Source organism: Arthrobacter sp. Soil_C_60 (assembly GCF_057656375.1).
The window spans coordinates 1-13,411 of sequence record NZ_JBDGKM010000014.1 but is presented as its reverse complement, the minus strand read 5'-3'; the positions used below and the strand labels follow the sequence as shown (position 1 = coordinate 13,411).

The window sequence follows — 13,411 nt, the reverse complement described above, 5'->3', positions numbered from 1 at the left end:
CGCGGCCACCTCCGCTTCGAGCATCAGCTCGGGCGGTTCGGCACGACGACCTCGTCGTAGAGCCGGTCGGCGAAGGGCTGCAGGTACTCGCGGTCGTTGAAGTCCGAAGACCCCTCGTACCAGTCGGCGAAGTCGGTTACCTCGCCCTTCTCCTCATAGCCGAGCTCCTCGGCGATGCCGGTCCACTTCTCGATCGCGTCGGAGACATTCCGGTTCATCGCGGCGCCGCCCACGTTCGGGGACTCCTCGACCTGCTTCAGGATCTCCTTGTTGGCCTCGGTCAGTGCCTTCTCGCTCTCCTTGTCGAGGAACTCCATGCTGCCGCCGTTCTCCCTGGCCTCCTCAGCGGCGATCAGCACGCTTGTCACGGCATTGAAACCTTCCCCGCTGAGGTAGTCCGGCATGACGTCGAACATCAACTGCTGGGCGATCAGCGGCAGGGTCTCCCAAGAGGAACCTGCTACCAGACTGCCGGGGCCGGGTGCGAAGCTGGCCTCCTTCGGGAACTTCAGGAAGGGCGCCACCTCCATCCAGCCGGCGTTGTAGGCGGTCGCGGTCGACTGCAGCGAGCAGTCCAACACCCCGCGCTCCAAAGCCTCATAGCCTTCGGCCAGCTCAACAGAGGTCAAGGTGCCGTCCAGAGCATTGGCCTGAATCTCATGGGCCTGGGTATTGCCGCGAATCTGCGAACCCTGCCAGTCGGCCGGCGAGTCCTTGTCCTCGCGGCAAACCATTGAAGTGTTCCCGACGGGGTTCGCTGGGTGCAGGACGTGCATTCCCCGGTCCTCGAAGTCGGCGATGACCTCGGGCGTATTGAAACCGACCTCCATCAGGACGGCGTTGGACACCAGCTCGCCGACCAGCGGGCTGCTGGGAAGCTGTACCAGGGACTTTGTCATGTCCACGAAGGCCGCCATCTCCTGGGGCTCATAGGAGCTGTAGTAATGGGCGAGGTCCAATCGCCCGTCGGCCAGCGCGTCCGGGACCTCCGTCGGCCTTGCGATCGAACCGGCCGTGTGGGTGTTGATGGTACTCTTCCCGCCGGACCACTCCTCGATATTCTCTGCCCATTCGATATCGCGGAGGGAGGAGAACGACTTCGGGTTCAAACTCGCATACTGGAAGTCCAGCTCGATCGGATCGACCTCCTCGAACGCCGCGATGTAATCCTCCTTGCTCGCTCCCGGCTCAATACCGGGGCCACCGGCATGGTTGGCACCACCGCTGCGATCGCCACTACACGCGGTTAGCCCCAAGGCCAGGACCGCCAGGGACGCCAACGACGCCGCAAACTTCTTGTTCCTAGTCACCAAGTGTTTTCCCTTCTTTACCGCTATTAGTGCCATGCATCGACTGAGCGCGCGGTGGTGCTAATCGCCGCGAACGCCGTACCGCTCCCATTCGATTCAGCGGGCATCACGCTGCCGCCTCAGATCTGCAGTTCATGCACCTGCCGGTACAAAATATCCAGTCGGGACGATTACGCACTCCCGTTTGTTCCGTGCCGCACCGGCGGACTGACGTGTGAGCCAGTTCACAGATTTGCAAGTATTCATTGAAGCACAATCCATACATTGGTGTCTATAATTGGTGAGTCTCGCAGCTTTCCTGCAGAGTACCTTTCCTGCAGATTTTCGCCCGCGAGACCGCAGTCCGCGTCCCCGTGGGCGCAGCGTTCCGCGGCTACAGCTCTTAAGGATCCGGACAGTCCGGTCACCAGTGATAGCCGGCGTATGAGGAGAGATGATCATGACCCGATTCACCGAAGGCCGCGTCAGTAACAAGGTCGTTCTGATCTCCGGAGCAGCGAGTGGTATGGGTGCTGCCCATGCCTGGACTCTTGCCCGGGAGGGTGCCTCCGTCGTAGTGGGCGATATCCAGAGGGAGGCCGGCCTGCGCCTCGTAGCCGAGATCAATGCCGAGATAGGCCAAGAGGTGGCGGCCTTCGCCGGTCTGGATGTTGCAAATTTCCAGGCCTGGGAGGCGGCAGTGGCGGAAACGGTCCGGCGTTTCGGCCGCCTGGACGCTCTCATTAACAACGCAGGAGTCGGCAGTCGTGGTTCCGTCGCGGACGCCAGCATCGATGACTGGAACCGGGTGATCAGCATTAACCTCACGGGCACCTTCTATGGGATGAAGGCGGCCACCCCCGAGCTCAGCAAGAACCCGACGTCCTCCATCGTCAATGTCTCGTCGATCGCCGGCCTGGTTGGGTTCAAGCAACGCGCAGGTTACTCGGCGTCCAAGTGGGGTGTGCAGGGACTCACGAAGACCTCGGCCATGGACCTGGGACCGCAAGGGATCCGCGTGAATTCCATCCACCCGGGCTCGGTGGACACACCGCTCACCGCCCACTTGAAGCGCGGGTTCGGGCAGGTGCCCCTCGACCGCGCTGCCGAAGCGGAGGAGATCAGTCCGTTGGTCGTGTACCTGGTCAGCGATGAGTCCCGGTATGTCAGCGGTGCAGCGATCGCGATCGATGGTGGAGAGACCGCGGGGAACAATCTCCGCCCGGTCAATTGATCCCCCTACAACTAGAAAGGATGAGTGCACTCCTGCCATGGACACAGAACACCAGACGTCACTGCTGCGGCGTGATTTCGAAGCGTCCCACGGCTATTGGAGCAACGATCTCGAAGACCTGCTCCTCGCCGATCCCTCGTATTTCAGAGCTTATGACCGTCTCCTCAGGGTCACCTCGACCCGTGGGAACCTGACGCCCAGGGAACGCGAACTCATCTGCGTCGCCGTCAGCAGCCAGGTCACCTATCTGAATCGGGCAGCCACATCCCTTCACATTCGGCAGGCAAAACGCTTAGGGGCCTCCGACGAGGTGATCGTCGAGACCCTCCAGCTCGCCGCGTCGCTGGGAGTCCACTCGATGCTCGTCGGCGTCCCCATCGCCCACGAGGTATTCGAGGAACTGGGGGTCAGCGCGGTCGTCTCCGACGAGGAGCTGGACGGCTACCGCCGTGGCCTCAAGGATCGGTTCATCGCCCACAGGAAATATTGGACTCCGCATTGGGACGTTGTCCTGGCGTACACGCCGGAGTACTTCGAGGCCTACCTCGACCTCTCCAGTATCCCCTGGAACCACGGGACGCTCAGTGACTCGTTCAAGGAACTGATCTACGTCGCCATCGACGTCGTGACCACCCATCTCTTCACCACCGGCGTCCGTACCCATACGAAGAAGGCCCTGGAATATGGGGCCACCCCAGCGCAGGTCATCGACGTGATGACCATCGCCAGTAACATCGGCATCGACACCGTGCTCGCCGGTGTCACACTGATCCCTCGGGACTCCAGGACGGGTTAAGACGCCTCGCGACATCGATGGCAGAAGCCCCCGGACCGGAAATGGCCTGGGGGCTTCTGCCATGACTGGAAGCGCTTCGTGCGGCACCGACCCTGCTCTGGTGCCGGACCGCCACAGCGTGCCTGAACCGGAAACCCCGGTTGCTCCGGCCCACGTTGACGGTGTGAGAACGACCGGGAGCCCAGAGGTCAGCCGCAGTTCGCCCGGTCAGGAGGCAGACGAGATGGACGGCAGCCACGTGGCGATCTCAGGCCAGAAAATGAGGATGATCAGGAACACGATGGCGAAGGGCAGGAACCAGAGGATCGACATGAACACGTCGTTCAAGGTGATCTTCACCCCTTGGTTAATCTCCTTGCGCTTTGTCAGGTTGTATATGACATAAGCCAGCACGCCGACAGGTGGGGTAATCATGCCGATCTCACCCAGGATTACGAGGAACACGCCGAACCAGAGCAGGCTGATGTCGTAGGTTTCGAGGGCGGGCATCAGCAGCGGAACGGTCAGCAGGATCATCGACATGGTGTCGAAGAACATACCCATGAAGATGAAGAGCACGATCAGGGCAATCAGGAACCAGAACCGAGACAGGTTCAGCTCCAGGATGAAGTCGGTCACCCCGCCGGCAATGCCGGTAACCGCCATCATGCGCGTGAGCATCTCGGCGCCGATCAGGATGAAGAAGATGCCGGCCGTGGACCGGGCGGTCTGCACGAGGGAATTCGCGATCTGCTTCACCGGGCCGCGGCGGCGGGCGTAGAACATTGCAAGCAGCAGCGACATGAAGGCCGCGGCGGCCCCGGCCTCAGTCGGCGTAAAGTACCCTGTGAACAAGCCACCGAACAGCACGATCATGATCAGCGGCAGGCCCCACAGACCGAGCAGTGACATGACCCGTTCACGCCAAGTGATGTCCTCCTGGACTCTTTGGACATCTTTGCCGCGGCCCATCGTCTTCGGGATGGCGATGCCCATCACAAGGAACACCAGGACGAACAAGGCGCTGATTGCCAGGCCCGGCACGACTCCCGCCAGCAGCTGCGGACCGACCGGCACGGAAACGACGCCGGCATAGACCACGAGGAGGATACTGGGCGGAATGAGATGGCCGGACAGGCCACTGATGAGGATCGACCCGACGGCGACGCGCCTGTCATAACCGGCCTTAAGCATCTCCGGGATACCGGCCTGTCCGAGCGCGTAGGTCATCCCGATGGTGGATCCAGTCACCGCAGATAGCCCTGCTCCCGCTGCCGTGGTGCCGATGGCCAAGCCACCAGGCAGCCAGCCGAACCACAGGTGCGTCGCCCGGTACAGACGCTGCGTCAGTCCCGACTGGGTCAGCAGGAAGCCCATGAGGATAAACATGGGCAGCACCGACATCGACCAGTTGCTGGACGCGCTGAAGGGTGCCGAAGACATCACGTTGATGACGGCCGCCGAACCGCTGACGTGCAGCAGTCCGGCCACACTGGCTAGGGATAGCGCGACGCCGATCGGGAGGCCGAGGAGCATCATGGCCACCATGAGGCCGATACTCCAGAGTCCCGTCGCCTGGTTGCTCTGACTGGTGAACAGCCCGACGGTCAAGACGATATTGGTTGCGATGAGGATCCAGAATCTCACCGCGGTTTTCTTGTGCTTCACGGTTCCCGGTTCCATCCCGGGGGAACTCATTCCCAGCAGGGACGGGCCGGGGACCGGGCGCTCGGCAGTTGTATTTTCTTTCATGATGTCTATCCCTTAATTGCTCTCAAGCGTCGATGTCAGAGGCGGGCTTGCCGGTCCCCGTGTTCAACGGGTGCTCGGGTTTCTTGAAGCCGATCCACGCATCGAGCGCGAAGACGATCGTCGCCACGGCGAATCCGAGGGGTACCAGGTAGTAGGACGGCCAGACGGGCAGCGACGTGATGCCAGCGGTGGCACCGATGCGGGTCTGCTTCAGCGCCTCGTCGAATCCGTACCACGCGAAGGCGATGCATAGGGCGGCAGAGAGTACGTTGACGATCAGCCGGATCCAGGCGAGGTTGCGCGGGTTCAGAGCCTCGATCGCCAGAGTCACGTCGATGTGCTCTTTCCAGACCTGGGCACCGGCTATCGATAACAGGACGGTCGCCGGCAGGAGCCATTGGGCGACGATCTCATTTGCGCCATAGATGGGGGTCTGGAACCAGGTACGGCCCAGGGCATTGCCCAAGCTCACGAGCATCATGAGCAGGAGGGCGAGGGCTGCGAGTCCACTGAGCAGCCACTCCAGTCTCCTGATGAGTTTCAGCATGACGTTTCTACTTCCTCGAGATGTCGTGACCATCGGGAGCGACGAGCCGACGGCCACTCGATGGGTTATCGGATGAATGGAGACGCGGAACGGAATTCCCCGCGGATGCCGCCGTCGATGCGGATGACGTCGGCATTGATGTAGCGGTTCTCGGCGATGTGCAGGGCCAACCGGGCGAACTCGTCCGGATCACCCACCCGACCGGGGTACGGCACATGGCGCTCGATCTTCGGCGTGTCGTCAAGAATCGGAGTGTCGAACAAACCCGGGGCGATGGTCACCACACGTACGCCCAGGGCCGAGAACTCCCGTGCGAGCGGCACCGTCATGCCAATAATGGCGGCCTTGGAAGCCGAGTACGCGGACTGGCCGGCCTTGCCGTCGATCGCCGCCCCTGAAGAGGTCAGGATGATGAATCCGTTCTCCTCATCCGGCTGCCGGCCGTTACGAGCCAGCATGGAGGCACCGTGACGGACGACGGAGAACGTGCCCAAAACGTTGGTGTTCAGAACGTTCTCAACGATGCCCAGGTTGTCGAGCGGGACATGATTGTCTGCGTCAACGAGCTGTCCCGGATTGTTCGGGCCAAAGGCGGCGATGCCAGCACAGTGAACGATGCCGCGGAGCTCCTCGCCGGCCTGCTCGATCGTCTCAAACGCGTCACGGACATGCTCGTCGTCCCGTACGTCCACTTGGTGGAAGACGATTCGCCCGCCCCCCTCGGGCCTGTGCACTCCGGCCGATTCGGCGTGCATGTCGAAGACATGGACGGTGTGGCCGGAGGCAGCGAATCGCAGCGCGGTAGCGGCGCCGAGACCACTTGATCCCCCGGTAACGACAACAGCTGTTCTCAGAATCACGCATGTCCTTTTTTGGCTGGAACGATGGATTGAAAGATCTGTCTGCCGTTTACTCTGGCCGGCCAGTTCCTCTCGTAACCTATACAAACATGTTCATATAGATTCGGTGTGGCCCATATTACATGCGTGATGCAGCGCACGCTACCCCACCATTGCAGGACTGGTGCAAAAGAACTCAGCGAGCATGATCAAGGGAGGATCCGATGGTCACGCACCGGAACGCGTGGCTGGAATCGACACCTCCAACAAGGATGCCAAGGTCTGCCTTCGGCTGCCGGGCAAACGTGGACCTTCACGTACACGGTGGCAACTCTAGGTGCGCTGCCCTGGTCGATTTTCTGCTCGGACAGCAGGTGGGCACCATATTGATGGATGTGACCAGTGACTACCGGAAGCCGTTCTATTAGGGATTCAAAGACTCGCTGCCGGTGAGGCTGCTCAAGGTCAAGGTCAAGGTCAAGGTCAAGGCCGCCCCCCCATGCCTTCATGGTCCGGCTCTATCCGAGGAAATCGACACAAGTCAAAGGCGGAGCTGACCGCGGATCAAGGAAGCGATGGCGCCCTTTCGTACCGCAAGCGACTTCTGACCACCATCCACGCCCGTCTCCTACACCGGCGTGGATGGTGGTCGCCGCCGAAACCGTCGGTGGCATGTCGGGCGGAACGCTCTGGCCTGCTCGCTTCCTGGGCTGGAGGCTCTCGCGGACCCAACGAATCCGCCGGCCGGGTCAAGTTCTCCGGGACCAGGCCCGGGAACAAGAATCTCAAAGTTGACCCAGGCATGGCTGGGCTGTTCATTTCCCAGAGCAAGGGTACGTATATGGCCCCCGCTCCAAACGGCTTCTGGCCCGGCATGGCAAGCCCATGGCCATGGCGGCCTTCGACCACGCCTTTCGTATAAACCCTCGGAGAGGGTTGCCAGGACCCTGGTTCCTGGCAACTGCAAACGCCAGCACCCCGGACCATGCCAGAAAGAATGCCATCAAACGACTTAACGAACGCAGTTGCCAGGTCATCTTGGTCCCGGCCAGGAGCAGCCTGGACTTACCCTATTTTCCTATTGGGCATGCATCTCCTGTCCCCGGCAGCACGGCAACTGCATTTCTGGGGTCAGCTAGATGGTGGGGACGCGGACGAGTTTTTTGTTTGCGAACTCGCCCAGCCCGTACCGTGCCAGTTCCCGGCCAACGCCGGAGCGCTTGACCCCGCCGAACGGCAGATCAGGTGCGCTGCGGCTGACGCTGTTGATCCAGACCATGCCCGCCTCAATCAGCTTGGCAAGCTCGCGTGCCCGGGCAACGTCCGCGGTGTAAATCGAGCTCGCCAGCCCGAAGGGCGAGTCATTCGCTAGCTCAAGGGCTTCGTCCGTCGACGCCGCTTGGAAGACGACGGCAACAGGACCGAAGAGCTCCTCCGAATAGGCGCGCATCCCAGGCTTGACGCCGGTGAGCACAGTCGCGGGGAAGAAAGCGCCCGTGTTGCCGGACGGGACACTGCCAGCCGTCGCTATCGCTCCTTGTGAGACTGCGTCATCGACGAGTTCCTGCAGCTCCTCGACTGATGCACGGGAGGACAGGGGGCCGAAGGTCGTGTTCGGGTCGGTGGGATCCCCGGGCTTCTGCTCGGACATCGCCTGCAGAAAGCGCTGCGTAAATTCCTCGTATACGTCGTCGACAACGATGAAGCGCTTGGAAGCGGTGCAGGCCTGGCCGCCGTTGAACATCCGCCCCCGCACCCCGTCCGCCACGGCCTTGTCCAGATCAGCGTCGGACAGGACGATAAAGGGATCGGCGCCACCGAGCTCCAGAACATATTTTTTCAGGTTTCGCCCGGCCACCTCGGCAACGGCAGCCCCGGCTTTCTCGGAGCCGGTCAGTGATACACCCTGGGTGCGGCGGTCGGCAATCATGTCCGCAACCTGGCTGGTGGAAGCGAAGGCGTTGATGTACGCGTCGCGCGGCACCCCTGCATCGCGAAGCACCGACTGGATGGCCAGCGCCGACTGTGGGCAGTTCCGGGCGTGCTTAACGATGACGGTGTTCCCCAACACGAGGTTCGGTGCAGCGAAACGGGCAACCTGATAGTAGGGGAAGTTCCACGGCATGATGCCCACGACCGGGCCGATCGGCTCGGTCCGCACGATCGCTTCTCCCTCGCCTTTGATGTCAAGCGTCTCGTCCTCAAGGAACAGCTCGCCGTTGTGGGCGTAATACTCGTAGATCGCAGCGACGAGGGCCACCTCTCCCCTGGCTTCCGAAATTGGCTTACCCATCTCCAAAGTCAGGATCGCCGCCAGTTCCTCCGCCCGCTCCCGGTGGAGATCAGCTGCCCGTTGAAGCACGGAAGCCCTCTCTTGAACAGTCGTCCGCCTCCAGGACGAATAGGCAGCCGAGGATCGTGCCAGGACATCCTGAACCTCGGGGTCAGTCAGGGCAGGGAACTCGGCGACACGTTCTCCGGTCGCGGGATTGATGCTGGCGTAATTGCTCACAGTAGGCCTGTTCTCTCATGACGAATGTCCGATCTCCCCAGATTCCCACTGAATCTATGACCGGTCCAATACCTATTGGCGGTTGAATTGATGCGTAATCAGAAATTATGCGGTCGTCAGCACTGTTATAAGGCGTCCGGAACCGGCGCGAACTTCAAAACAACGGTCCACCCAGCCCCTTTCCGTCTCGCCAGTAACGGCGAATAGGGCTGAATGCTGTCTTCGACCGTGCTGGCATAGGGGGGGGCGGCCACCCTGCAGGCATGCTGGTCCCCATCAAAAAGTAGTTCGAATTTTACGCCGCCAACCTGACACGGCACGAAGCCACCCTCGGTCGGCTAGCTGGCCCAACTGCTCCAAGTTCGACGATGTCGCTGGCGACGCCCCGCCCCGAGGCCTCCACTCCGCCACAGACCACAGGTAATTCCGTCCTCTCATTACGGCGTGCGCCTGTTCATGAGCAAAGGAAGGGACGAAATTCCTCAACACAATGATGGATGTCTGACAGCCCGGCCCTGCCACCATGAATCATGTATGTGGCGTCCGACTGCCGTTTACGCTTCCGGGACCCCTTCAAGGGAATGATGGCGGGGCCATACACGTTCCGCGAGCGAAAGAACCGGGGAAAGTGCCGGGTTGTCTGAGGCGCCCCGCCATGCCATGCGGAGATGGACCGGCAGAGTTTCGTCGAGCACCCGTAGGAAATGTACGTGCGGGTCGGTCACGTTCTCTGCTACGGAGGAAACAGTCAGGAAGCATCCGACTTCGGCTCCCACTAGAGACATGGCAGTCCACGAATCTGGCACCCTCTGAATTACGTCGGGATCAAATCCCGCTAACAGACCTAGTCTGCGCAGCCGGTCACCTAGCACAGAACCTTCATGCGGTGGCAGGGCCACGAACGGTTCACCGGCAAGCTCCGCCAGATGTACTTCGTCTTTGGCGGCGAGCCGGTGGGATGCCGGGACGGCCATGACGAGGTGTTCCTCGACAATGATGCGGGACTGGACACCGGCGGGCACGAAATCCCAGCGGCCGAGGCTAATATCGACCTCGCCCCGGAGCACCCGGGCGAGGGCCGGGAGCGCGAAGTCCTGGCTGTTAAGGCGAAATTCGATCCCCGGGTAGGCCTTCCGCACCTCCCGGGCGAGCACTCCCACAAGCACATGGGTCGACGCGCCGGCGTAGGCCAGCCTTACTACCCCCGCATCCCCGCGCCCGGCGGCCAACGCAGTGGTCCGGGCACGCTGGGCAGCGGTCAGGACCTCCCGTGCCGGCGACACCAGCGCTGCTCCGGCGGCGGTCAACCGCACGCTCCGGGTGCTCCGGATGAAAAGGTCGGTACCGAGATCGCGCTCCAGCTGCCGAACAATCCGGCTGACCGGCGGCTGCGCCAGGTGGAGCCGCTCGGCGGCCCGGCCGAAATGCAGCTCCTCGGCCACGGCGAGGAACACCCGCAGTTGTTGTATCTCCATGTTGGCATTCTTTCATAAACCGAAATACTGAGAACATTAATAAGTATTGGACGCGCGGTAATGGCGGGTGGGATGGTGGGAAGGAATTCCCACTTGGAAGAGGACTCATGATTCTGCAGACCAACGCCGCCCCCTCTGCACAGGAGACTGACGACGGTGACAGGCAACCAGGCGGCGCGTACCGGGACGCCTTCGGCCGCAGTGCAAGCGGGCCTTTGGCCGGGATAGTTGTGGCCGACTTCGGCCGGGTCTTGGCCGGACCCTACTGCACGATGCTGCTGGCGGACTTGGGCGCCACTGTCATTAAGGTCGAAAGCCCGTCGGGTGATGAAACACGGGCGTGGAAACCCCCGGTCTTCGAAGGCCAGTCCACGTACTACCTCTCGATTAACCGGAACAAGAGGTCTATCGCGTTGGACTTCGGCGACCTCGATGATCTGGAGACGGCTCGCTGCATTGCCGGGAGCGCCGACGTCGTTATTGAGAATTTTAAGCCTGGTGGATTGGACCGTTTCGGCCTGGACTACACGTCCATCGCCGAGCGCAACCCCGCTGTCGTGTACGCCTCCATTACCGGATTCGGCACGGCCGGAGGAGCCGAACTGCCGGGCTATGACCTGCTGGTCCAGGCGATGTCCGGACTGATGAGCCTTACCGGAGATTCGCATACCCCCGGCTACCGCTCCGGAATCGCGGTCTTCGACGTCATCACCGGGCTCCATGCCGCCATCGGCGTCCTGTCCGCGCTGCATGAGCGCGGCAAGAGTGGCCGGGGCCAGCGCATCGAGGTGAACCTCATGTCCTCGGCGCTGTCAGGAATGGTGAACCAGACCGCCGGGTTCCTGCTCAGCGGGAACGTGCCCACCCGCATGGGCAACGAGCACCCCAGCATCTATCCTTATGAACCGTTCCCTACCGCAAAGGGAGAGATCATCCTTGGCATCGGCAACGACCGCCAGTTCCGGACTCTGTGCGGCGTGCTTGGCGTGCCTGAGCTGGTTACAGACCCCAGGTTTGCGGCAGCGCCGGACCGCAGCCTCAACCGCTCGGCGCTGCGCCCTATCCTGCAGGACAAGCTGGCGGCCCGTACCGCTTCCGAATGGTTCGACATCTTCACCGAGGCACGGTTGCCGTGTGCCCCGATCAATGATGTCCGCGGCGGAATGGAATTCGCACAGCGCCTTGGACTGGAACCGATCGTGGAAGTGGGAGAAGGCGAGGACACCCTGCGCGGGGTCCGCAACCCGATCACCTTCTCGGCGACGCCGGCCAGCTACGACCTCGTGCCGCCCGGCATCGACGCCGACCGGGACGACATCCTTCAATGGGTGCACTCCGCGGCGCGACGAACCTAGCCAACGCCCCTGGACCAGTAAAACCCTATACCGAGAGACCATAGGACGCATCATGACCACCACACCGACCCGCGCCGCCGCGATGTCCGATTACTTCCATCTCGACGACGATCTGGCCCCGGAGGAGCTGGCGATCCGCGACAAGGTCCGCGAGTTCGCCGAACAGCGCGTCCTTCCCATCATCAACGACTACTGGGAGCGGGCCGAGTTCCCGGACGAACTGCTGCCCGGACTCGCCGAGCTCGGCATCATCGGAACCTACATCCAGGGCTACGGATGCCCGGGGATGAGCCGCAAGGGCGCGGGAATGGTCGCGCGCGAGATGGCCCGGGCCGATGGAAGCATCAACACCTTCCTGGGCGTCCACTCGAACCTCTGCATGGGCGCCTTGTACATGCTGGGCAATGACGAGCAGCGGCAGCGCTGGCTGCCCGCCATGGCCCGGCTGGAGAAGACGGGCGCGTTTGCCCTGACCGAGCCGGACCACGGGTCCGACTCGGTGGCGCTCGAAACCAACGCCCGCCGCGAGGGAGACTCCTGGATCATCGACGGCCACAAGCGCTGGATCGGCAACGGCCACGCGGCCGACGTCGTGGTCCTGTTTGCCCGCAACACGGAGGACGGCAAGGTCAATGCCTTCGTCGTCGAGAAGGACGCTGAGGGCAACCACCCGGCCGGCTATGACCCCACGGTCATCAAGGGCAAGATCGGCAAACGCGCCATCTTGCAGGCCGACATCGTCATCCAAGGCATGCGGATCCCTGAGGCCAACCGACTCCAGAACTGCCGGTCCTTCGCCGATGTCTCCCGAGTCCTGCAGGCGACCCGCGGCGGCGCGGCGTGGGAGGCCGTCGGCCACGCCATGGCCTGCTTCGAGATCGCCGCCGACTACGCCGCCAAGCGGGTGCAGTTCGGCAACCCGATCGCCGGCTACCAGCTGGTCCAGTCGCGCCTCGCGAACATGCTCAGCGAACTGACCACTATGCAGCTGATGTGCAACCGCATGGCCGAACTGGCCGAGAAGGGCACGCTGACCAACGCCATGGCCTCCATGGTCAAGATGTCCACCTCGCAGAAGGGCAAGTGGATCTGCAACGAGGCACGCGAACTGCTCGCCGGCAACGGCCTGCTGCTCGAAAACCACGTCGCCCGCCACCTGACGGACATGGAGGTCGTTTCCACCTACGAGGGGACGGACTCGATCCAGGCACTGCTCGTCGGCCGCGATATCACCGGCATATCGGCCTTCCGCTGACAGCTACCGGGAACGCACAACAACCGTTGCACGCGGCTCTCCAGCCATCCCGCCCAACAAGACAGTTTTTTGACGATAAAGGAGATTTTCCATGCCCGAAGCATTTCTCATCGGTGGCGCACGCACCCCCGTCGGGCGCTACGGCGGAGCGCTGAGCTCCGTCCGGCCGGATGACCTGGCCGCGCTCACGGTCAGGGCCGCCGTCGAGCGGGCCGGCATCGACCCGTCCGTCGTTGACGAGGTGATCTTCGGCAACGCCAACGGTGCGGGTGAGGAGAACCGCAACGTCGCCCGCATGGCCTGGCTCCTCGCCGGCTTCCCCGACACCGTCCCCGGCGTCACCGTCAACCGCCTCTGCGCCTCCGGCATGAGCGCCAT

General features: G+C 62.4%; 11 protein-coding genes. 5 read left to right on the top strand and 6 right to left on the bottom strand.

The window, feature by feature from the left end; translation table 11 throughout:
• Nucleotides 1-23: 23 nt before the first annotated feature.
• On the bottom strand, nt 24-1,310 hold the full coding sequence (locus AC3A4M_RS20630; protein WP_498738217.1) for a type 2 periplasmic-binding domain-containing protein: 1,287 nt from the start codon (nt 1,308-1,310) through the stop codon (nt 24-26).
• 439 nt (nt 1,311-1,749) lie between these two features.
• On the opposite strand from AC3A4M_RS20630, the gene chcB1 reads away from it, so the two are divergent.
• Nucleotides 1,750-2,523 (top strand): trans-4-hydroxycyclohexanecarboxylate dehydrogenase, encoded by a 774-nt coding sequence (gene chcB1 / locus AC3A4M_RS20625; RefSeq protein ID WP_498738216.1) that lies wholly within the window; start codon nt 1,750-1,752, stop codon nt 2,521-2,523.
• A gap of 37 nt (nt 2,524-2,560) precedes the next feature.
• Nucleotides 2,561-3,319 (top strand): carboxymuconolactone decarboxylase family protein, encoded by a 759-nt coding sequence (locus AC3A4M_RS20620; RefSeq protein WP_498738214.1) that lies wholly within the window; start codon nt 2,561-2,563, stop codon nt 3,317-3,319.
• 207 nt (nt 3,320-3,526) lie between these two features.
• Here AC3A4M_RS20620 and AC3A4M_RS20615 read toward each other — a convergent pair whose 3' ends face one another.
• The 5 genes from AC3A4M_RS20615 to AC3A4M_RS20595 all read right to left on the bottom strand — a co-directional run bounded on the left by AC3A4M_RS20615 (nt 3,527) and on the right by AC3A4M_RS20595 (nt 10,423).
• Nucleotides 3,527-5,050 carry a TRAP transporter large permease gene (locus AC3A4M_RS20615; RefSeq protein ID WP_498738212.1) on the bottom strand — a complete coding sequence of 508 codons (1,524 nt, stop codon included), beginning with the start codon at nt 5,048-5,050 and terminating at the stop codon, nt 3,527-3,529.
• A gap of 22 nt (nt 5,051-5,072) precedes the next feature.
• Nucleotides 5,073-5,597: a TRAP transporter small permease gene (locus AC3A4M_RS20610; RefSeq protein ID WP_498738211.1), complete on the bottom strand. Its 525-nt coding sequence runs from the start codon at nt 5,595-5,597 to the stop codon at nt 5,073-5,075.
• 65 nt (nt 5,598-5,662) lie between these two features.
• Nucleotides 5,663-6,457, bottom strand: a complete 795-nt coding sequence (locus AC3A4M_RS20605) for an SDR family NAD(P)-dependent oxidoreductase (RefSeq protein WP_498738209.1) — start codon at nt 6,455-6,457, stop codon at nt 5,663-5,665.
• Nucleotides 6,458-7,571: 1,114 nt separating this feature from the next.
• Nucleotides 7,572-8,948, bottom strand: a complete 1,377-nt coding sequence (locus tag AC3A4M_RS20600; RefSeq protein WP_498738208.1) for an NAD-dependent succinate-semialdehyde dehydrogenase — start codon at nt 8,946-8,948, stop codon at nt 7,572-7,574.
• Between the two features lie 554 nt (nt 8,949-9,502).
• Entirely contained in the window at nt 9,503-10,423 is a 921-nt protein-coding gene (locus AC3A4M_RS20595) for a LysR substrate-binding domain-containing protein (protein ID WP_498738207.1), read from the bottom strand.
• A gap of 107 nt (nt 10,424-10,530) precedes the next feature.
• On the opposite strand from AC3A4M_RS20595, the gene AC3A4M_RS20590 reads away from it, so the two are divergent.
• The 3 genes from AC3A4M_RS20590 to AC3A4M_RS20580 form a co-directional block, all read left to right on the top strand.
• Nucleotides 10,531-11,778 (top strand): CaiB/BaiF CoA transferase family protein, encoded by a 1,248-nt coding sequence (locus AC3A4M_RS20590; protein ID WP_498738205.1) that lies wholly within the window; start codon nt 10,531-10,533, stop codon nt 11,776-11,778.
• A gap of 52 nt (nt 11,779-11,830) precedes the next feature.
• Nucleotides 11,831-13,033 (top strand): acyl-CoA dehydrogenase family protein, encoded by a 1,203-nt coding sequence (locus AC3A4M_RS20585; protein WP_498738203.1) that lies wholly within the window; start codon nt 11,831-11,833, stop codon nt 13,031-13,033.
• A gap of 91 nt (nt 13,034-13,124) precedes the next feature.
• Nucleotides 13,125-13,411 (top strand): thiolase family protein (locus AC3A4M_RS20580; RefSeq protein WP_498738201.1); only part of this gene is annotated, 287 nt, incomplete at its 3' end.